At 44.8% G+C, this 21349-nt stretch carries 16 protein-coding genes; 3 read left to right on the forward strand and 13 right to left on the reverse strand.

Annotated features, from left to right (window positions below):
* Positions 1-132: 132 nt before the first annotated feature.
* The 3 genes from JOD21_RS09505 to JOD21_RS09515 form a co-directional block, all read right to left on the reverse strand.
* On the reverse strand, positions 133-1836 hold the full coding sequence (locus tag JOD21_RS09505) for a methyl-accepting chemotaxis protein (RefSeq protein WP_204729391.1): 1704 nt from the start codon (positions 1834-1836) through the stop codon (positions 133-135).
* 168 nt (positions 1837-2004) lie between these two features.
* A complete protein-coding gene (locus tag JOD21_RS09510) occupies positions 2005-2922 on the reverse strand; it encodes a DMT family transporter (RefSeq protein WP_204729392.1) in 918 nt (305 codons plus the stop codon).
* Between the two features lie 16 nt (positions 2923-2938).
* Entirely contained in the window at positions 2939-3583 is a 645-nt protein-coding gene (locus tag JOD21_RS09515) for an MOSC domain-containing protein (RefSeq protein WP_204729393.1), read from the reverse strand.
* Positions 3584-3911: 328 nt separating this feature from the next.
* Between JOD21_RS09515 and JOD21_RS09520 the strand changes: the two genes are divergently transcribed.
* Positions 3912-5336, forward strand: coding sequence for an NAD-dependent succinate-semialdehyde dehydrogenase (locus JOD21_RS09520; RefSeq protein WP_204729394.1), 1425 nt, complete (start codon positions 3912-3914; stop codon positions 5334-5336).
* 25 nt (positions 5337-5361) lie between these two features.
* Here JOD21_RS09520 and JOD21_RS09525 read toward each other — a convergent pair whose 3' ends face one another.
* The 8 genes from JOD21_RS09525 to desA form a co-directional block, all read right to left on the reverse strand.
* On the reverse strand, positions 5362-6177 hold the full coding sequence (locus JOD21_RS09525; protein ID WP_204729395.1) for a GNAT family N-acetyltransferase: 816 nt from the start codon (positions 6175-6177) through the stop codon (positions 5362-5364).
* Positions 6161-6298 (reverse strand): hypothetical protein, encoded by a 138-nt coding sequence (locus tag JOD21_RS09530; RefSeq protein WP_200889046.1) that lies wholly within the window; start codon positions 6296-6298, stop codon positions 6161-6163. The genes JOD21_RS09525 and JOD21_RS09530 overlap by 17 nt, the downstream gene beginning before the upstream one ends.
* Before the next feature lie 234 nt (positions 6299-6532).
* Entirely contained in the window at positions 6533-8686 is a 2154-nt protein-coding gene (locus JOD21_RS09535) for an ATP-dependent helicase (protein WP_204729396.1), read from the reverse strand.
* Positions 8687-8981: 295 nt separating this feature from the next.
* Positions 8982-10694 (reverse strand): thiol reductant ABC exporter subunit CydC, encoded by a 1713-nt coding sequence (gene cydC, locus JOD21_RS09540; protein WP_204729397.1) that lies wholly within the window; start codon positions 10692-10694, stop codon positions 8982-8984.
* Positions 10687-12408, reverse strand: a complete 1722-nt coding sequence (gene cydD, locus JOD21_RS09545) for a thiol reductant ABC exporter subunit CydD (RefSeq protein WP_204729398.1) — start codon at positions 12406-12408, stop codon at positions 10687-10689. Before cydD ends, cydC begins: the two co-directional genes overlap by 8 nt.
* A gap of 185 nt (positions 12409-12593) precedes the next feature.
* Positions 12594-13193 (reverse strand): response regulator transcription factor, encoded by a 600-nt coding sequence (locus tag JOD21_RS09550; protein WP_204729399.1) that lies wholly within the window; start codon positions 13191-13193, stop codon positions 12594-12596.
* Positions 13190-14323, reverse strand: coding sequence for a histidine kinase (locus tag JOD21_RS09555; RefSeq protein WP_204729400.1), 1134 nt, complete (start codon positions 14321-14323; stop codon positions 13190-13192). Before JOD21_RS09555 ends, JOD21_RS09550 begins: the two co-directional genes overlap by 4 nt.
* Before the next feature lie 134 nt (positions 14324-14457).
* The gene (gene desA, locus JOD21_RS09560) at positions 14458-15501 is read right to left on the reverse strand and encodes a Delta(5) desaturase DesA (RefSeq protein ID WP_204729401.1); all 1044 of its coding nucleotides are present in this window, start codon (positions 15499-15501) and stop codon (positions 14458-14460) included.
* A gap of 731 nt (positions 15502-16232) precedes the next feature.
* Between desA and JOD21_RS09565 the strand changes: the two genes are divergently transcribed.
* Together JOD21_RS09565 and JOD21_RS09570 are read left to right on the forward strand one after the other, a co-directional pair.
* Positions 16233-17177 carry a M23 family metallopeptidase gene (locus JOD21_RS09565; protein ID WP_204729402.1) on the forward strand — a complete coding sequence of 315 codons (945 nt, stop codon included), beginning with the start codon at positions 16233-16235 and terminating at the stop codon, positions 17175-17177.
* A gap of 105 nt (positions 17178-17282) precedes the next feature.
* The gene (locus JOD21_RS09570; protein ID WP_204729403.1) at positions 17283-18410 is read left to right on the forward strand and encodes an NADH-dependent flavin oxidoreductase; all 1128 of its coding nucleotides are present in this window, start codon (positions 17283-17285) and stop codon (positions 18408-18410) included.
* Positions 18411-18474: 64 nt separating this feature from the next.
* Here JOD21_RS09570 and JOD21_RS09575 read toward each other — a convergent pair whose 3' ends face one another.
* Positions 18475-20019 carry a midas domain-containing protein gene (locus JOD21_RS09575; protein ID WP_204729404.1) on the reverse strand — a complete coding sequence of 515 codons (1545 nt, stop codon included), beginning with the start codon at positions 20017-20019 and terminating at the stop codon, positions 18475-18477.
* 30 nt (positions 20020-20049) lie between these two features.
* Positions 20050-21294: a hypothetical protein gene (locus JOD21_RS09580; RefSeq protein WP_204729405.1), complete on the reverse strand. Its 1245-nt coding sequence runs from the start codon at positions 21292-21294 to the stop codon at positions 20050-20052.
* Positions 21295-21349: the final 55 nt, after the last annotated feature.

A 21349-nucleotide genomic window follows, 5' to 3' on the forward strand; every position in this document is an offset into this window, starting at 1 on the left:
CCGTGTTAACCTTTACCCCTTGTAACTGCGTCGTAACCTGAATGCAACACGGAAAATTCATTTAAAAAGCTGAGACAAATATGCCTCAGCTTCCATTTATAACCTGTTCTCTATTAACACTTCATGTACACATTAAGATAACTTAAACTGCTTTAACAATGTATTGAGCTGTACTGCTTCTTCCTTCAGTGAGCGTGCACTGCGGTTTACTTCTTCCATTGAAGCACTTGACTGCTGGGAAGTCGCTGACACTTCTTCGATTCCTGCAGCTGATTCCTCAGAAACAGAGGCAATGCTTTCAATGGACGAATTCATGACCTGAGTTGATTGAATCACCTCATTAATCGAACTGCTTATGCTTTCAACCTGCTCTGTTACATTTGAAATCGTGGCCTTCAGCTCTCCAAACAGGGTGCCTGTATGTGAAATCTTTGATGTTCCATCTTCCACCATGCTGTACCCATCCTCAAGATAGCTGACAACTTTTTTTGCCTCCTGCTGAATACCGCTGACGATATTTGTAATATCTGAGACGGATTTTGTTACGCCTTCAGCAAGCTTTCTGACTTCGTCTGCTACCACAGCAAATCCTTTTCCATGTTCTCCTGCACGTGCAGCTTCAATCGCAGCATTCAGCGCAAGCAGATTTGTCTGATCAGCAATTTCCTGAATCACATCTGTCAGCTTGGCAATATCATTTGTCTGTTCATCGAGTCCCTTTACCATCTCAAGAGACCCTTTTACTTTCTCATCAATGGCTGACATTGTATCAACTGATTCTGTCATCGCTTTGCTGCCTTCATTTGTAACAGATCTCATGGATGCAGAATCAGATTTAACCTGATTCTGTTTTGCCTCGACACTGCTCATGACAGCAGTGAAATCATTCATTTTCTCAGAAAGATCTGATGAAGCGTGAGCCTGTTCTTCAGACCCGCTCGAAAGCTCCTGCATAGTCGAAGCAATCTGGTGACTGCCTTCCTGCACCTCATCTGCGTACTGACTCAGCACGTCACTCTGGGAATTCACCGTATCTGATACGGCTGATACCTGAGTAAGCAATTCTCTCAGGTTGCCTTTCATTGTGTTGAATGAAGTGCTCAGCTGACCAATCTCATCCTTACTGTTGTAATCCATGTCTTCAACTGTCAGATTCCCACCCGCTACTTCATCGGCTAAAGCTACTACTTTATTGATATTGCGACGGACAACTCTGTTTACAAGTAGTGTAATCATGACACTGATCAAAATAGAGATTCCGACAGCTGCAAACATCGTAATTATACCCGCTGCAGCAGAAGCTTTAGCAGCGTCTGTTGCCAGGTTGCTATCTTCCTGAATCAGGTCAGTTAAAGCGAGAATTTCATCAACCGTGGTTGATCTGAGCTGTTGAGTCTCATCCCGTGCCGCATCAAGCGCAGCATTCCCTTCTTCTGAATAATTCGGTATGACATTATTAACAAATGCATCATCCATGTCTGACTTTGCCTGCTGAATTCTATTCATTACTTCAATTTGCCCGGAGTCTGTCATCCCATCAATCAATTCCGTTACGGCCGTATCAAAACGGCCACTCATTTCATTATATTCATCCACATATACGTCCTGGCCCTCACTGACATAATCAGCAATCCGGATATCCATACCCCTGAAAATTGCAGCCAGATTATTCACAGTAACAGCTCTGTCTCCGCGTCGATCCATCGCATCAACATCTTCCTGAATACCCTGAAATACAAACAATAAGACAACTGCTGTTACAATGAACATGATGATTGATGCTAATACGGCGGTAAAATACTTCATTCCCACCGATAAATTACGAAATACGCCCATATAAAATCCCCTTTTCATAAACATTTTTAGTATAAAAGAATCATTATGTAATAATATTGTACTACCCTCCCTTAAAATAAACAAACAATTTTAAGGAATTAAATAGTTCTTTCGACTTACAAAATATATTAAAAAAACGATTAGCATTAAATGCTAATCGGCTTTATATTAATCTCCCTCTACAGAACGCCTACTCCGCTGGAACCAGTGATCCACTGCCCCACTGCCGCCTAAAACGCCCGCAACAATAAGTGTGAACCCTGCGATTTGTCCTATATACACCGGTTCTCCCAAAAGCAGCGCAGCTCCTGTAATTGAAAACAACAAATTTAAATTTGTAAACACAGCTGACTCACTCGGCCCGATCAGGCGGATCGCATTGTTATAGATCATATGACCGATACCTGTTGCGATAAATGCTGAGCTGAAGAATATTGCATAATGATACCCTTCCCCCTGAACCAGTGACTGATAACCACCCGGCTCAGTAAGCAGACTGATCATCCCCAGCAATATTGCCCCTGTGATCATCATCCAGCCCGTTAAGACAAACACATTCAGGTCTACTGAGATCTTTTTAATCAATACAAAGCTGATCGCCTGGGTAACAGCTGCAAGAAGGATATACCAGTCACCAGCAGCAATTTGAATCTGCCCGCTGCTCCCCGCTGCCATAACAAGGAACACACCCCCAAAGCCAACCAGAATCCCGGCAGCTTTCAGCAGGGTAAGGCGTGCTTTGAGAAAGATGACAGCCGCAATAGCCGTCAGAATGGGAATCAGTCCAAGAATCAGCCCTGTATTGACAGCAGTAGTCCCTTTCAGACCAATCGACAGAAAGTAGTGGTGACCCACTATATTGAACAGACTGATTAACAGGATCACCCCAAAGTCTTTCACCCCTGGAACGGTCCATTTCTTCTGGAGCGCCAGCACAGTCAGTACCACAAGACCTGCTGTGAGAATTCTGACAGATGTCATCGCGACAGGAGAAAATTCCTCTACCAGTACTTTTAAAGCGACAACATTCAGCCCCCACGCCACCATAATAGAGACCAGCCATATAAATGCATTCGATTGCGTCATTTCTTCACCTGATTTCCTATAGTTGATTACGTTTTTCAATTAATTTCGGCTTTAACGTGTTAGATAAAGCCTGCGCTTCAAGCACGCGATCATACTGGACCGATGTTGGAGACTTTGAAAACAGCAGTTCATTCACTTCCTGTACAGAAACACCTGCCTGATCTCTGCTGATCAGTTTCAGGTGGTCACCTGGCTTAACCATTCCTTCCTGCAGCACTCTGAAATAAAATCCTGTAAAGCCGGACTCTCTCATTCTTACAATCAATTCAGGTTTATTGTATTTAGCGGCAATTTTAAAGCAAGGCTGTCTCGGTTCTGTCACTTCAATCACTGCTTCGCCAAATTCAAAGCGGTCCCCGATATGCGTGTTGCGCTCATCAAGACCCACAGCCGTTATATTTTCCCCGAACAGCGCACTGCCATCCTGCATCTCCATCCACCCGTCCCAAAAACCGTAGTGATCATATGGATACAGACAAAGCGCTTTTTCTGTGCCGCCATGATGCTCGGGTGTCTGTTCATCTTCAGCAAGTCCCGTCCGCGATAAAAACATCTCTTTCTCAATCGGCCGCTTCAGCAGCGCACTCGGAAAAGTCTTTTTACCAAAAGTAAGTTCAGTAATTTTAGCTGTATGTATTGCACGAACATGATAAGTTGTCATGATTAATCCCTCGCTTTAGTCGTTTGGCTTTGTTAAAGGTAAATGTTGTTTTAGCACAGCTGGTGATTGCAGCGGAAGGGGACGACTCCAGCAGGAGAAGCCGGACAGGTGAGACCCCGCAAGCGCCTCGCGCTGAGGAGGTCCGATTGAACCGGAGCCAAAAGACGGCTCATGCGGAAAGCGTTCCCCTGGAGCGGAAGTCAACAGCCAAACTTAACAAAGCCAATCCTTTAAATAATCAAACATTCATAGTATACCGCACTTTAAGATTGAACTGAAATTGAACAGGGTAGAGATAGAGTAAATCATAAAATCAGGAGTGATCACATTGGATACATATCTTCATATTATAAACGGACATGAGACAGGGCAGGATCTCGAAACAATTGATGTCATTAATCCTGCTACAACAGAAACGATTGCAACAGTTCCAAAAGGCGGGACAGACGAAGCTGTTAAAGCAGTAGACGCCGCACATACTGCCTTTAAAGACTGGTCTCAGCGCAACACGTATGAACGCAGCGCCCTGCTGATGAAGTGGGCCGACCTGATTGATGAGCATACAGACGAACTCGCACGCTTAATGACAATCGAACAGGGCAAGCCGCTGAAAGAAGCAGCCGGCGAGATTTCATATGCGAACGGATTTATTAAATGGTTTGCCGAAGAAGGAAAGCGTGTCTATGGCGAGACGATTCCTTCCTCTAAAGGAGAAAGACGATTATTTGTTCACAAACAGCCGGTCGGCGTGACAGCCGTTATCACACCATGGAACTTCCCGGCAGCGATGATTACAAGGAAAGTGGCACCGGCACTCGCAACCGGCTGTACAGCAGTCATTAAGCCGGCTACAGCTACTCCATTGACGGCATTCCGTTTGGTCCAGCTGGCAAAAGAAGCAGGGATTCCGGACGGCGTATTGAACGTGGTCACCGGGAAATCGTCTGATATCAGTAAAGCATGGCTTGAAGATACACGTGTCAGAAAGCTGACTTTTACAGGCTCAACTGAAGTCGGAAAATCGCTGATGAAAGGCGCAGCAGATACAATGAAGAAAATCTCACTTGAGCTTGGCGGTCATGCGCCGGCAATTGTGATGGATGATGCTGATCTTGAAAAAGCAGTAGACGGCGTGATTGCGACTAAATTCAGAAACGCAGGTCAGACATGCGTATGTGCCAACCGCATTTACGTACACGAGGACATTGCTGATGCATTCACAAAGCGCTTTACAGAAAAGGTTGAAGCTCTGAGACTTGGCGATGGTCTTGAAGAAGGGGTTGACCTTGGACCACTTATTGATGAAGATGCGATCGAAAAGGTTCAGAAACATATTGCTGATGCAAAAGAAAAAGGCGCAACGGTTGAAACAGGCGGCGAGCTTCGTGATGGTTTGTTCTTCAAGCAGACAGTTCTTTCAGGCGTGACAGATGATATGCTGTGTATGAATGAAGAAACGTTTGGCCCGGTTGCACCACTTACGACGTTTAAAACAGAAGAAGAAGTCATTGAACGTGCCAACGATTCGATCTATGGCCTTGCAGCTTATGTCTTTACCGAAAACATTTCTAAAGGGATCCGTATCAGCGAACAGCTGGAATACGGAATTGTCGGATTGAACGATGGCTTACCATCTGCTCCTGAAGCACCATTTGGCGGCTTTAAGCAGAGTGGTCTTGGCCGTGAAGGCGGTCATCAGGGTATTGAGGAGTTCCTTGAGACGAAGTTTATTTCGGTTGGACTCGACGAATAATGCAAAAGGGGTGAGACACATAGTCTCACCCTTGTTTTTTGAAGTAAACCAGCTCTTTATCAATTTGGAATCCTGCCCGCTGGTATAGTCTGATTGCGGTTTGGTTGGATTTGCTGACGCATAGCGTTAATGTTTCAGTTTGCCCTTCAGTGAATAGTTTTTTCATTACTTCTCTGAGCAGAGCATAACCCGTACCTTTTCCCCTGGCCTCCTCATCCACTGCCAGATATTCAACTGACGCTTCTTTAAATACCGGATCAGATTCCGCATAAATATAACCAATTAACTCGTTACCGATTGATGCAACCAGCACTGGACGGTCCTCATTTGACCGTGCAATCACTGTTTCGGCGTTATAGTATGTATCAGGAAAAGAGTTATTGTGCAGCTTTTTAAAAGCATCGTATTGGTGTGCCTTAAATGGCTGAACGTCTATATGTAAAGCTGATTCTTCAGTAAGAAAACGATCTGCTTTTAAGATGGTTTCCTCTCCTTTTTTGTCTGCTCCGAGGCTTTCCATCCATGCGATGGCGCGGCGGTTTTTACTGCCGTAAAAGCCGTAAAGTACCGTGTTTTCAGGAACCTTTTTTAGAAGTTCATTTGCCCGTTCTGACCAATCTGTGTCACTTTGAACAAAAGGTCCCCACATTTCAGCTGAGCCTTCTTCGTAATCAAGCATTAAGAGATCGTCTCCGATCCAGTACATGTGATCATCCATCGATTCTTCACGGATTGTGTTCGCTATTTCATCCTGATCAGTGCCGCAATAGCCAACGTATTGCGCAGCATCCTGATTGGCACGTGCAATTAATGCCGCCGCATCTTCAATTGTCTTCATCATTCATTTCCTCCCAGCATTCATGACAGTAAAGATCCTTGTCCTGATAGATGCCATCGAGGAAACCATCTGCACAATACACTGTTTTGCCGCATCTGATACATTGACCAACTTCTTCACGCATCTTACCACCCCTATTTCCATATTACACCTTTTGGATGTTTTTTACTAACCGGTTTACTGCGCTGCAGGCGGTGCTTTCCGCAGGGCGTGCGCTAAGCCTCCTCGAGCTTCGCTCTGCGGGGTCTTAGCTGTCACGCTTCTCCTGCTGGAGTCACCGCCTTCCGCTACGTTCACCTTAATCGTTAATATATAACGATATGGCACTTAAATATTTGGAGGCTTTGTATACTCGTTACTATTCCACCGGTTCAAGCAGGCCCATGGTCAGGCACAAGTCAATTGCGAGCCTTTTTGTTCCTTTAGAAAACCGGATCTCAAGTCCGTCTTCGGAAAATCCTTCAATGCGTCCTGTTCCGAAGACGCGGTGCTTCACTTTGCGGCCGACTTCAAGGTCAGATACTTTCCGCAATGCATTAGGGTTTTGAGGAACTCTGCTCTCATCCACCTGTTCTGACTCAGGCGGTTGAATGATTTTGTTGACTCTCAGTAGAAATGGCGAAGGATTTGTCTTACTGCCGGCACGGTTTCTGTAGGACAGCAGTTCAAGCTCTTTTTCAGCGCGCGTCATGCCGACATAAAAGAGTCGTGCCGCTTCCTCCATCGGATCCTTATTGCCTTTATCCTGTTCGGTCTTATCGTTTTTAGATGGAATAATATCAGCGATCAGATCGAGCATATACACTTTTTTGAACTCCAGCCCTTTTGAACTGTGAAACGTTGAAAGGGTTACGGCATTTTCATGCTTATTGAACTTGGATGTTTTAAGCAGTGATTCCAGCTGCTTCAGCCGGTTTGCGAATGCAACCATGCCTGTTTCCTTGCGCGCAATCTGCTCAAGTGTTGACAGGACATCATGCAGATATTCAAGCGAAAATCCGAGGTTCTCACTCATTTTTTCAAGCGCACGGTCATATCCTGCCTGCTCTCTGATCAGACGAATCACATGATAAGGCTCCCCGCCCTCCATTCTGACAAAAGCACGTTTCAGCCCGTTGATCTGCTTTTTTTGATAGTCTTTTAGAGATTTCAACTGAAGCAGGCGGTCAAACACTGACCCTTCTTCCGGCTGCTTTCTGAGTTCAAAGAGTTGCTGACGCGTAACGTACCCAAGACACTTCATTGAAATTTTCTCAAACAGGTCCACCCGGCCACTATTGAAGGTCAATCTCATAAAATTAAGAATGTCCTCCACAATCCAGTGGCTGAAAAACCGCACATCGGAATCCTTCATATAAAAAGGAATCCGTGCACGCTCAAGCTCATTCATAATCAGAATCGAAGAACTGTTCGTTCTGTATAGTACGGCCGCATCCCGGTAATCCTCAAGCTTTGAAAGCTCCTGCGCAAGGTAGGCAGCCTGATCTTCATAATCCGGAAATACCTTAATCCTTACAGCTTCTCCCTCTGGATTTTCTGTAAACATATTCTTTTCATAGCGGTTTTTATTACGCTTAATAAATTCATTTGCTGCGTTGACGATTTCCGGCGTGGAGCGGTAATTCTGCTCCATCATTAAAATAACCGCTTTTGGATACACCTTTTTAAAATCAAGCAGATACTGCGGTTCAGCAGCCCGCCACGTATAAATTGACTGATCATCATCCGCAACAACACACAGATTCTGGTGAGGCTCCACCAGTTTTTCAACAATCGCATGCTGAACAAGTGATGTATCCTGACTTTCATCCGTCAGTAAATGATCGTAGCGCTGCTGGTATTTTCTGAGCAGCTTTCGATCTGATTGAAACGCTTCAAGCGCGAGTGTCAGCATATCATCATAATCAAGCAGCAGCTTATCAGGCTCCTCACGTTTCACTGCTTCATATTCTGCTGCAATCGCCTCAGCATTTGCCACTTCACATTGAACTGTGCTCCATTTTTTACGTGGCAGCAGCTTATTTTTAATCAGACTGATATAGTTTGACATCTCCTCAAGCTGATCATCAGTCATTGCTTCACTGTTAAAACGCTGGAAAAGTGTCCTGAGCAGCAGTTTTTTATTCGCCTTGTAGTCTGCCGGATCTTCAATCGGGCCTTCAATCAGCTGCCATGATTTCTGCTCTTTTCTCAGGTAATCTCTGACCACAGCAAAGGCAAGGCTGTGTATCGTTGAAAAATCAACCTCAGGTAACGTCGGGAACATCCTTTTATAGCGCTGCTTCATATCTTCAGCAGCTGCTTTACTAAACGTCACACCTTTAATACGGGCGGGATCTGCTCCACGCTCTTCAATCAGATGGCCAATCCGCATCATGATGGTCGTGGTTTTCCCGGAACCCGGTGAAGCCAGCAGGAGCAGAGGCCCGTTCCCATGCAGGACTGCCTGCTTTTGAACCTCATTCAGTTCCACGCCGATCTCACGTTTCTTTCTTGTAAAATAATCTGCCATGTCCGTTCGACTCCCGTAATCTATTGTATGGTTATCGTATCATTGATTTGAGATTTTGAGCAGGTAAAGATGGAAGGAATTTTCGTGCATGATTTGTAGGCTGTCAGGACGGTGAATACGACATGTTCTGTTGGCGATCACTACCTTCTGGCCAGAAATTGCTATAAGGTTACCCGGTGTATCGCTACATCTCGAGCGCTGACTGCTGCCTCCCGGCTGGTCATAACCTCAACTTACTTCCTTCTCCCACTCGCAGCTCCAAAAATAAAAACCGCCTCATCGGCGGTTTTACACTTTACACTAAAATCTCCTGTTCAATCTGTTTCATTTCATAAAACATTCCACGTGCAGTCATCAGTTCATCATACGTTCCCTGTTCAGCAATCTGTCCGCCGTCCATCACAAGTATCTGATCCATTTTCTCAAGGCCGCTCAGCTGGTGACTGATCAGGCAGACTGTCGCATCCTCTGTACGTTCACCTAGATAACGCATAATTTCTGCTGATGTGACATTGTCAATAGAACTCAGCGGCTCATCAAGCAGCCATAAGCTGCGCTTTCTAAGCAGCGCTCTTGTAATCGCCAAACGCTGACGCTCTCCGCCTGAAAGATTTTCACCCTTTTCAAGTACCGGATCATCAAGTGAGAATCTCGTAAGGCTTACCTTTTCAAGCATCCACAGCATTTCTTCGTCTGTCAGCCCTTCTCTGGCAATCTGCAGATTGTCTCTGATTGTGCCGAAGAAAAAATGATTTTCCTGCATTACGACATTTGAATTTTCCCAGATATCCTCAGACTGAATATGCCTGATTGATTTATCCTGAAGTGTTATATCACCTTCAGACGTTCTGAGCACACCGAGTAACAGTTGAAAGATCGTCGACTTACCTGATCCGCTCGCGCCGACAATTGCGGTTTTAGATCCTGCCGGAATGTGGAATGAAGCCTGGTTTACTGCCGGACGTTCTTCTCCTTCATGCGTATAGGAAACTGCATCAAAGTGAATAGATGGTGCTTCTTCTGACAGCGTCACATAAGGTTCCGCTGCTTCAACCGGCTTCATATCCGTTACTTCGTTCAGACGCGCTGATGCCTTTCTGCTGTCTTCTAAGTGCGGAGGAAGAACAGCCATGGGTGCTGCATTTTCAAATACACTCAGTGACAGCATCACAAGCATAGCGAGAAATACGCCGTCTAACTGTCCTTCACCAACAAGGTAGACTCCTGCAGCAAGCACGCCCCAGGAAATCAATAATCCCGCTGCCTGATTAACAGACTGGTTGAACATTCCCTGGCTGCTGCTGCGCTCCTGATTGGCTATATAATCAGCTGCTGACTGGTGAAGTGAGGCTTCTTTTGACTCAAGCTGCTGATATATTTTCAGATCTCTGAAGCCGTATAGCACTTCAGCTGTATCAGTGGACAGCGCAGCACGCGACTCTCTTACCTGCTCTTCAATTTTCTGTCTGCGCAGGGCAAATGCAGCCGGTATGACAAGCCCTGTTAATAAAAGCCCTGCCGCAAAGATCAGCGGAAACCAGAATGAATAAAAAGCAGTAAAAATCATTGAACTTAAAAATACTAATATTAAGACAAGCGGCGGATAATAGACGCGCAGGAAGAAGTTCTGAAGACTTTCAACATCCCCTGTAATGCGTGCAAGTAAATCTCCGCTTCTGAATTTCTGAAAAATACCCGGTGCGAGCGGTTCAAGCTTCTCAAAAAAACGCACGCGGATACCGGCCAGAATATTAAACGTTGCACGGTGTGACACCATACGTTCACCATATTTAGACCCGGCTTTCACTAATCCGAACACCTTGATGAACGCAATCAGCAGGGTCAGCGTATAAACAGGTGGCAGGAGTGCAGCTTTAGAGATTAAATAACCGCTTGCCGCAAAAAGTCCGGCTGCTGTTACACCGCCAATATAACCGAATAATACTGAATACCAGACATTCTTTTTCTCAGCAGCAATCTGTCTTAAGACGATTCCGAGTTCATTCATGAGCAGCACCTCCCTGCACCATCTGCTGATACGCAGGCTCTTTTAACAGTTCTGCGTTTACGCCGCGGGTTTTCAGCTTCCCGTCTTCAAGCATCAGAATCTGATCGGCCTGTCTGATTGTATAAAGCCTGTGAGCAACTATGATCACAGTTGCCTCCTTTGACAACTCTTCCATCGACGCTGTTAAAATCTGCTCTGTTTTCAGATCAAGACCGGTTGTCGGCTCATCAAACAGGATCACTGAAGGCTTTTTCAGAAATGCACGCGCCAGTGCAAGACGCTGCTTTTCCCCTCCTGAAAGCCCTCTGCCTCCTTCTCCAACCGGTGTATCAAGCCCTTTTTGTAAGAACTGGATTAAAGGTAATAACCCTGCTTTTTCAGCTGCAGATTCAATCTCTTCACGAGTGGCCTGCTGTTTACTTCCAATGGCAATATTGTCTGCAAGCGTTCCTGAAAAAATAAACGGCTGCTGGGAAATATAGCTGAGCTGATCGAACCAGCTCTTTTCCTCATACTCAGAGAGTGCTTTTCCATTTAGCATAATCTGACCTGAAGAAGGCGCAATCAGTCCGCTCAGCAGGTTAAGCGCAGTTGACTTACCCGAACCGCTTTTCCCGATCAATGCAATATTTTCATACGGCTTAAAATCAGCATCCATCGGGCCGATCATAAATCCGTCTTCTCCATACTGAAATGCGACCTGGTTCAGTGAAATATGCGGTGGTTTAGTCCCTTCAAGCTTTTCTTCTCCCCATACTACTCGATCTTCATCTTTTGTCAGTTCTTCTTCAATCAGTTTTGCAGCCCCTATACTTCCGCGCCCTGTATGAAAAGCATTACCGAGTTCACGGATTGCCACATAAAATTCAGGGGCAAGAACAAGAACGAAGAATGCTGTAAAAAACGTGACACTTTCAAAATAAATTAATCTCAGTCCAAGCTCGAGTGCGATCAGTCCGACACCAAGCATCGAGATATATTCAAGCGCCAGTGACGAAATAAACGCAATCTTCAACACTTCAAGTGTGGCATCACGGAATTTCAGGCTGCTGTCTTCTATCGTATCGCGCTGTTTTTTCGCCTGTCCAAACAGCTTTAGCGTTGTCAGCCCCTGGAGCGTATCCAGAAATGTTCCGGAAAAAGCAGAAAGCTGTTCAAGCTGCTCTTCAGACTTCTTCTGTGTCTTAATCCCGATAATAATGAAGAATAACGGAATAAACGGCGCAGATATTAACAGCACAGTACCCGAGATCCAGTCAAACCAGAACGCTGTTATAATGATCATCAGCGGGATAATCGCAGTCAGAATCAACTGTGGGATATACTTGCTGAAATAACTGTCCACTTCATCAACTGCATCCATTAACACGCTGACTTTACGCCCTGACTGCCCCTGAAGTGAAGCCTGTACGGGGTTACGCGCGTATTTTTCTAGCAGCTGTGCTCTGATCTGCTTTTTCACTTTTGCTGCCATCCACGCACCTGACCGGCCGTTTGCAAAAGTCAGCATCGCGCGTGCAATCAGTGCAACAGCAAGCCATCCAAACAGCGGGAGTACGTTGCTAAATGATGACCCATTCAAAAATACTTCATCAACAATTTTGACAATAAAGTAAGCCTGGGCAATAATACTTGCGCCCGTCAATATTGCAATGACTGTCATTAACAGCTGCGTACCTTTATATTGCTTCGCATATTGCGAAAGTTGATTCATAGATCAAATCTCTCCGATCATTGATTATTGACGATATTGTGAATAAATTCACATATGTTGATAATCCTTATTATAAATGATTATACGTGATTTTTCATGTGTTAAGTTTGTTTGAACACATTCGTATGTATAGAAACGAAACGGAGGTTTTCCAAATGGCAGATACTAAACCTCCGCGTATGATTTTACTTAAACCAGCCCTTCTCCCTGAAACGGGAAATCGCTTCGATCCGGTTGGATACTTCAAGCTTATCAAGGATGACAGATATATAATTACGTACCGTTCCATTCGTAATAAAGAGCGTACCGGCAATCTCTTTTGTTGTTTTGCCTTCTGCGATCAGCTCCATCACTTCACGTTCCCGTTCTGTCAGAGGATTCGCTTCAGTCAGTGCCATATCTACAAGTTCAGGCGCATAAATTCTGCGCCCTTCCATGATCGTACGGATTGAACGCGCCAGTTCCTCACTCGGACTGTCTTTCAGCAAATAACCACTCACCCCTGCGTTTCTGGCCCTTTCAAAATAGCCGGGTCGTGCAAATGTAGTCAAAATGATGATTCTGCATGGCTCATCTTTTAATTCTTCAGCCGCATCGAGTCCGGTTTTCAGCGGCATTTCGATATCCATAATGCAAATATCAGGCTTCAGTGATTTCACCATGTCAACTGCTTCTTCACCATTTTTCGCCTTACCCATTACTTCCATATCATCTTCAAGATCCAACAGGGAGCCAAGCGCTCCGAGCAGCATCGTCTGATCTTCGGCTAATACAATTTTAATCATAGCGCTTCCTCCTTTGACTCTTGTCTAAGTATAGTCGGCACATGAATGGTGATCACCGTGCCAAGTCCGCTTTCAACATCGAGTGTTCCATTGACAAATTCCAGGCGTTCCCGCATGCCCCGCAGACCATTCCCTTCAGCTGAGCGATCTCCTGAAAAGCCTTTTCCGTTATCTTTAACTGTTACCTTCAGCTCTTTGGTCAACTGTGTCACATCTACTTTACAATGTGTTGCGCTGCTATGCTTCACTACATTTGTTACCGCTTCTTTTACACACATACTGACCACATTTTCCACTAAAAGCGGTACATTCTCAAGCAGTGGATTCCCTGTAATCTCAGGCTTGATCTGTGCTACGTGCAATAGCTCACGAATATGCGTCATCTCTTCATCCAGTTTTGTCCCGCGCATATCAGATACAAGTTCACGCACTTCCTTTAACGCAGTACGGGCCGTCTGATTAATATCGTTCAGCTCACTTTTTGCCCCGTCCGGATTAGCAGTAATCAGCTTTGCAGCCAGATCACTTTTCAACCCGATCAGTGAAAGCTTCTGACCGAGAGTATCATGAAGGTCTCTTGCAATACGCTGACGCTCCTCCATCACCATCAGATCAGAGATCCGCTTCTGGGCATACTCAAGCTGACCCTCAAGCTTTTCTCTCTTAATCCGGTTATATGAATTAAGCGGCAGCAAAATCACCCCGATAATACTGACCAGTACAAATGGGAACTGTGTGAAAAACAATTGATCCTGCGTGAAGAAGGCAATGTTGACGGTAATAATCGTTGAACCGACTAATATGCCATAAAGGGTGAAAAATCCGACCTTATGCTGTACACTCGCAATCATAAATGAAAGAAAAATCGCAAAATAAACAAAGCCGAACAGGATTGTCATCGCGATACTGATGGCAATTGCAATCCCTACCCAGACATAATTCACCCATCCCTTTGTTAAGTACGTCAGTCTGTAAGCTGCAAAAAACACCAGAATCATTGCAACACCGGTAATGATCTCAACCCATCCGGATGATCTGAAAATAAAATAAAAAGGCAGCATACAAAAGATAATCCATATATATATGTTAAGACCTGTATTTTTCGGAAAAATATTATACCATTTCTGCACTCAAACTCCGCCTTTCTCTTGTTATCAGTATAGCACGTGTGGCAGGTTGTTCAGAAGACTGAATAGCTCAACCATGACAGCTGTAACAAAAAACGCCCGCCAGGTTTTCAGAAAACCGGCGGGCGCTGCTATTGTTAAGACCTCGTCTGCATGCGGCGCAGTTCGAGTGACATTTTCTCTTTTTTAATCTGTCGTTTTACTTCACTGAAGCTGACAAACGTTTTACGCGATTCATCATAAAGACGGAATTTAATTGATTCCAGACTTGATTTCATCGTAATTGTCGTTGCTTGATGAAGCGGCGGCGTTGATTCATGTGCTTTTTCAAGGTGGTAGTTCGGCACTCTCGGGCTTAAATGGTGCACGTGGTGATACCCGATATTACCTGTTACCCACTGCAGCACTTTCGGAAGCTTATAAAATGAACTTCCATCAACCGCTGCTTTAACATAATCCCACTCAGATTCATCCTCGAAATACGAGTCCTCAAACTGATGCTGTACATAAAACAGCCAGATCCCAAGGAACCCTGAGATAAACATGATCGGTCCGTGAACCAGCAGGAACGCTTCCCAACCAAGCCATAAAATCATACCAGCATACAGGACAACAATCGAAGCATTTGTGATATACGTATTCTTACGCTCTTTTTTACGCGCATCTTTTCTGTTCATGCGATTTGTCACAAGGAACAAGTAAAGCGGTCCAAGTCCAAACATCACAAGAGGATTGCGGTACATTCTGTAAGAGAGACGCTCTTTCCATGAAGCCTTTTTGTACTCTTCCACTGTCATAATCCAGATATCCCCTGTGCCACGCTTATCAAGATTACCACTTGTTGCATGGTGAATAGAGTGCTCACGCTTCCACTTTTCATATGGGAACATCGTGACAATTCCAGATAAAGTACCAACCAGATTGTTCAGTTTTTTATTTTTAAAGAATGAGCCGTGACAGCAATCATGGAAGATAATAAAGATTCTTACGACAAACCCTGCTGCAATGACCCCAAGACCTAATGTTAGGAAATAAGAAATCTCAAGACTCTGGTATGCCAAAAACCATAATATAAAGAACGGCGGTATCGTGTTAATCATTTGTCTGATGCTTGCTTTCATATCTGCTTTTTCATAAGGAGAGACACTTTTTCGTAACTCTGCTGTTTTTTGTTTACTCATGTTTTCCTCCTCCTGTAACTCTTATGACCTCATCATAAAGCTTTCCCCAAAATAAAATAAGTCATGAGTGTAAGGAATAAGATATGACAAGTGTCATATATCAAGAAAAGCGGAAGCAGGCGTTTAGGTCCGACAGGCATAAGATGCCTTGAGAGAAATGGGTGCCCTTCCCCATTTTCTCAAGGTGGCTTATGACCCGAGGACCTGCCTGCTGGAACTGGATCAAAGAAAAGCGGAAGCAGGCGTTTAGGGGCGTATGTGCTGGACTGAAGCGGATTGAGATAAAGGAAACACGATGAACGTAGTGAATCGATGTTGACTTATCTTAAGGAGCTGAGGGAAGTACACTAGCCCCTGCCTGCTGGAGCTGGATCGAGAAAAGCGGAAGGCGCTTGGTCAGCTCCGACAGGCATAAGACGCGGAGCGGAAAACGGGTGCACTTTCCCGTTTACCGATGCGTGGCTTATGACCCGAGGAGCTAGCGCCTGGAGCTGGACAATATCGAAAAGCGGAAGCAGGCGTCCAGTTTCTCAGAACCACCAAGTGGAGTCTTGCTGCAACTAACTTTGTAGATATAAACATCAAAGTTGTCTGATTGCTACACATCAGCTGGAGAAAGCTACAAGTTCCCGTGTGTATCACTACATCCTGAGCCCGGATCACTACATCCCCCACAACAATCACTACATCTTCTCCCACTCACCTGCACATACTACTCCCGAGGTGATCAAATGAAAACAATATTAGCGGCAACAGTCAGCTTTTTGCTATTTTATTCAGCTGCATCTGCTGAAGATCAGCGTGCGACGCTCTTAAACGAACGTTTGACTTATTATAGTGCTTATCATCATCAGGGTGTGCCATGGTATTACCTTGCTGCGATTGACCAGTTTGAACGGAATATCCAGCCGCTGCGCCAGGATATTGAGAAAAAAGAAGGTCCCCTTGCACTTACAATTCCAGATGAGCGCTGGTTCGGTCCTCTTCATCCTGATACGTCAAACCAGTCGCCGTTTTTCATAGAATTTTTCGGAGGAATCGGTCAGGATATAAATGGAGACGGCAAAGCGGACCCCACTGATCCTGAAGACATATTCGGTTCAATGGCGGACTATATCAATAGCTACAGTTCTTTTAAAGAAGCACTTAAAGCCTACTACGACCGCAAAGAATCCATCAGTCAGATCCTGACGATTGCTGAATTGTATCAAAACTTCAATACGCTCGACCTTTACACACATGTGTTTCCACTTCAAAAAGATTATTTATACAGTTACAGGAGCACTTGGGGAGGTAAACGCGGCTGGGGTGGCCGCCGGATGCATGAAGGGACGGATCTTTTTGCAGGGTATGGTACACCTGTGCTGGCAACTACGTTCGGTAAGATCGAAGCACTCGGATGGAACGATTATGGCGGATGGCGCGTCGGGTTAAGAGATATTCATAATGTGTATCATTACTATGCCCATCTCTCCAGCTTTAAAAAAGACCTGAAGCAGGGGGATATCGTAAAAGCGGGTGACTTAATCGGTTATGTTGGCAGTTCCGGATATGGAAAAGAAGGCACAAGCGGCAAGTTCCCTCCACATCTTCATTACGGAATGTATATTGATAACGGAAAAAACCAATGGGCATATGATCCTTACCCTTCACTCAAAAAATGGGAATCAAGCTGACCTGCACATTCACTGAGCAGGTTTCTTTTAGTTACACGAAATACCCCTTATAATAATCTTCGTGTTGTAATTACATTTCGCCACATTAAAGAGGAGGCTAATCATATGACTAGAAAATTTATGGATTCATTCACATTTAAAAATGGAGTAACGCTTAAGAATAGAGTGCTGATGGCGCCTATGACGAATTTTTCTTCACAGGATAACGGTGAGGTAACAGCGGAAGAGCTTGAATATTATCGCGTACGTTCAGGCGGTGTAGGCGCTGTTTTAACAGCTGTTGCAAACGTAACTGATGATGGAAAAGGATTCCATGGTGAGATTGGTGCACATCGTGATGACCTGGTACCAAGTCTGAAGAAGCTGGCAGATACAATTAAGGGAGAAGGAGCGAAAGCAATTCTGCAGATTTTCCACGCAGGCAGAATGTCACCACCAGAGCTTCTTCCCGACAATCAGACAGTAAGTGCCAGTGCTGTGGCACCTGTCCGTGAAGGTGCGATGACGCCACGCGAACTGACTAATGAAGAAATTGAACAGATCATTAAGGCTTTCGGTGACGCGACACGACGCGCAATCGAAGCCGGATTTGACGGTGTTGAGATTCATGGAGCTAATACGTATCTGATCCAGCAATTCTTCTCTCCACACTCAAACAGACGTGATGACAAATGGGGCGGGTCTGTTGAAAAGCGTATGACGTTCCCGCTGGCTGTCATTGATGAAGTAAACAAGACGGTGAAAGAACACGGCAGCGATTCATTTATCGTTGGCTATCGTTTATCACCTGAAGAACGTGAAGAGCCAGGTATTACAACAGAAGATACACTGACGTTTGCAGACCGCCTGGCTCAAGAGGATCTGCACTATCTTCACGTCTCTGTACAGGATTTTCATCAGGGATCAATGCGCGATGAATCAGATACTGCATCACGCGTCCAGCTGATTCAGGACCGTATCGGTGAAAAGCTTCCGATTATCGGTGTAGGCTCACTTCATACACCTGATGATGTTGAAAAAGCAATGGAAGGCGGCGTTCCGCTAATAGCACTTGGCCGTGAAATCATTGTCGAACCTGATTGGATTCAGAAGGTTGAAACCGGTCGTGAAGAGGAGATCAGAACATCGCTTTCAGTAGATGACCGCGAAACACTGACTGTTCCGGAGCCACTATGGCAGGCGATCGTGAACACGAAGGGCTGGTTCCCTGTAAAAGAACATCAGAATGCATAATAAATAATCCTATTCATAATAAAACCGGACTCCCAAAAGGAAGTCCGGTTTTATTATTACCTGATTATCGAAGACTTAGAAAAGAACCGTTATGCTTGTTTTCTTTATCAACCAGCATCAGGTTTAGACCAAGGCCCAAATCAAGATTAGATGCAAATCCATTATCTTCATCCTCAGAAGAAAGTCCTGATGCTACACCAAGATCAGTAGCAACACCAAACTCATCTTCAGAAAGACCAAGATCAAGTGCATTTGTTACATCAGCAAATAAAGAAGAGCGATCTTCTTCATCTTCGTTTGAAAGATTTAGACCAAGGTTTGTGTCATTTGAAAGAGAAGACATGAAATCTTCATCCTCTTCACTTACGAAAGAACCTGACAGATCATTAACCAGAATACCATTTAATCCAGTTTTTGAATCTTCATCTTCAAATCCTGCACCAAATGTACCGCCAGTAACAGCATCTAATGAACCTGATGTCATGTCATCATTTGACTCAAAAGCACCATCAAGGTTGTTGAACAGGTCCCCACCAAGGAAAGAGCTGCTTTCTTCATCTTCAGCTTTCACACCGAAACCTGCAGTCGTATCATTAGAAACATTTGCTTTCACTTCATCTTCATTTGCAACGAAATCTGAATTCACATCATTTGAAGCATCCGCCATTACTTCTGCACTTTCTTCTTCACCTTCAGCTGTTAAGCCCAGTGATGCGTCCGTTTGTGCATCTGCGTTTGCAGCGACTTCATCTTCGTTTACTACTACATCTGTGTTCACGTCATTTGAAGCTTCTGCCATCACTTTCGCACTTTCTTCCTCTCCCTCAGCTGTTAGGCCAAGTGAAGCATCTGTCTGTGCATCTGCGTTTGCAGCGACTTCATCTTCGTTTACTACTACATCTGTGTTCACGTCATTTGAAGCGTTCGCCATTACTTCCGCACTTTCTTCTGCTCCTTCAGCTGTTAGGCCAAGTGAAGCATCTGTCTGTGCATCTTCGTTAGCTGCTACTTCATCTTCGTTTACTACTACGTCTGTGTTCACATCATTTGAAGCATCCGCCATCACTTCCGCACTTTCTTCTCCTTCAGCTGTTACATCTACTGAAGCATCCGTTTGTGCATCTGCGTTAGCTGCTACTTCGTCTTCGTTTACCATCACGTCTGTGTTTACATCATTTGAAGCGTCCGCCATTACTTCTGCACTTTCTTCTGCTCCTTCAGCTGTTACACCTACTGAAGCATCTGTTTGTGCATCTGCACTTGCATCGACTTCATCTTCATTTACAGCTGTTTCAGTATTTACATCATTTGAAACCTCTGCTTCAGTTGAAACATTTTCCTCGTCGTTTGAGCCCTGGACTTCCAGGTTGACATCTGTTTCAGCGTTACCTTCAGTGTTTACTTCTTCCTGATCATCTGATGATTCTGTCAAACCAATATCATTTAAGATTGATAGTGACCCTTCCTCAGACTCAAGAATTGAAACGTCATCTAAAAGATCTCCGCTAAGAAGACCATCACGATCTTCTGCCTGTCCTGCCTGTCCGCCAACTAAAAGTCCGAATGCTACTGTACCTGCGATTGTAAATGCTTTAACTGTATTTTTCATGATTTATTCTCTCCTTCTTTTTTCGTTTTTTTAGATGTTATTTCCGAAAAAAGAAGGGGATTTTGGTGGTTGAGACGGCGGTGCGTTCAGCCATTGATCAAATAAAAATCTTTCACTTACATATGTGCTGACTTCAATTTCTTCAATTGAACCGATTTGCTCAAAAAATACTGCAGTGACAGCAGGTGCTGATCCGCTTCCTGCACTTCCTGCAGGGCCTGAAGCTCCTCCACCGCTGAATGATGGTGAAGGTGTAACTGCCGCCTGATTAGGTACTGTCACTTTCGAAGATTGCTCAGGAATATCCGGGACCGTCTCATCCTGTCGCTCCGGGAATACTGCAGAAACTACATCATCTGGTTCTGTTACAAATGCTGCATCAAAATCTGCAGGCTGCTTAGCCGGTGCAACTGGTTTCGGGACAGTTTCATCAACTAACTGCTCTTGCTGTCTACTGCTTTCAACAGGAGCCTGCTCAGTTAGATTCACCTGTACCTCGTCTTCATTTTGTGAAGGTTCTTCTGATGTCACTGGAGTTGCAATCGCAACATCCGAATCATCACGACTAATCGTCTCTTCTGTTTCCTGTTCAGAAACTGCCGGAACCTCTTCAGAAGCTGGTGTTGTCTCAATGTTAACGCCTTTGTCTTCTGAAGCCTCCGCATTTACTGCAGGTGTATCGACCTGAATACCTTCCTTCACTGAAACTTTCGCCTCTGCTACAGGAGTCTCAGCTTCGACTTCAAGGTCAGTTGATACTGACGCATCTGCTACAGGTGTACTTACCTCGACACCATCGCTTGCTGAAACTTTTGCCTCGGCAACTGGTGTATCGGCTTCAATATCAAGTTCAGTCGATACTGATGTCTCAGCAACCGGTGTATCGACCTGAACACCTTCTTCAGCAGATACTTTCACCTCTGCTACTGCTGTCTCTGCCTCAACCCCCTGGTCAGCTGACACTTTTACATCAGCTGCGGGTGTGGAAACAGATACACCCTCTGACGTATCTACCTCTGCCAAACCGGCATCAACCTTCACATCAGGCAGTGTTTCCTCAACTGCTTCGGTCACCGGTTCAGTAACCTGATCAACACTATCAACGACAGAAGAAACAGTATCTCCAAGCAGCGAAGACGTCTCTTTCTGCTCTTCAGATTTTTCTTCTCCGGTCAAACTGTCCGTCACGCCTGACAACAATCCTTCAGCTGATACAGATGCAGGCAATAAAAATAATCCTGTCATCATGGATAAAGTAACCCACCACTTACGCACGCACTCACCTCCTTTCAAGAATGAATGTATGTTATTTTAATTAATCACTTACAGT

The sequence above is a fragment of the Jeotgalibacillus terrae genome (assembly GCF_016908195.1).
Taxonomy (GTDB): Bacteria; Bacillota; Bacilli; order Bacillales; family Jeotgalibacillaceae; genus Jeotgalibacillus; species Jeotgalibacillus terrae.

Coding starts and splice junctions, on each gene's coding strand:
- JOD21_RS09505 (WP_204729391.1), bottom strand. CDS start 1,836: ATGGGCGTATTTCGTAATTTATCGGTGGGAATGAAGTATTTTACCGCC.
- JOD21_RS09510 (WP_204729392.1), bottom strand. CDS start 2,922: ATGACGCAATCGAATGCATTTATATGGCTGGTCTCTATTATGGTGGCG.
- JOD21_RS09515 (WP_204729393.1), bottom strand. CDS start 3,583: ATGACAACTTATCATGTTCGTGCAATACATACAGCTAAAATTACTGAA.
- JOD21_RS09525 (WP_204729395.1), bottom strand. CDS start 6,177: ATGATGAAGACAATTGAAGATGCGGCGGCATTAATTGCACGTGCCAAT.
- JOD21_RS09530 (WP_200889046.1), bottom strand. CDS start 6,298: ATGCGTGAAGAAGTTGGTCAATGTATCAGATGCGGCAAAACAGTGTAT.
- JOD21_RS09535 (WP_204729396.1), bottom strand. CDS start 8,686: ATGGCAGATTATTTTACAAGAAAGAAACGTGAGATCGGCGTGGAACTG.
- cydC (WP_204729397.1), bottom strand. CDS start 10,694: ATGAATGAACTCGGAATCGTCTTAAGACAGATTGCTGCTGAGAAAAAG.
- cydD (WP_204729398.1), bottom strand. CDS start 12,408: ATGAATCAACTTTCGCAATATGCGAAGCAATATAAAGGTACGCAGCTG.
- JOD21_RS09550 (WP_204729399.1), bottom strand. CDS start 13,193: ATGATTAAAATTGTATTAGCCGAAGATCAGACGATGCTGCTCGGAGCG.
- desA (WP_204729401.1), bottom strand. CDS start 15,501: ATGAGTAAACAAAAAACAGCAGAGTTACGAAAAAGTGTCTCTCCTTAT.
- JOD21_RS09565 (WP_204729402.1), top strand. CDS start 16,233: ATGAAAACAATATTAGCGGCAACAGTCAGCTTTTTGCTATTTTATTCA.
- JOD21_RS09570 (WP_204729403.1), top strand. CDS start 17,283: ATGACTAGAAAATTTATGGATTCATTCACATTTAAAAATGGAGTAACG.
- JOD21_RS09575 (WP_204729404.1), bottom strand. CDS start 20,019: ATGAAAAATACAGTTAAAGCATTTACAATCGCAGGTACAGTAGCATTC.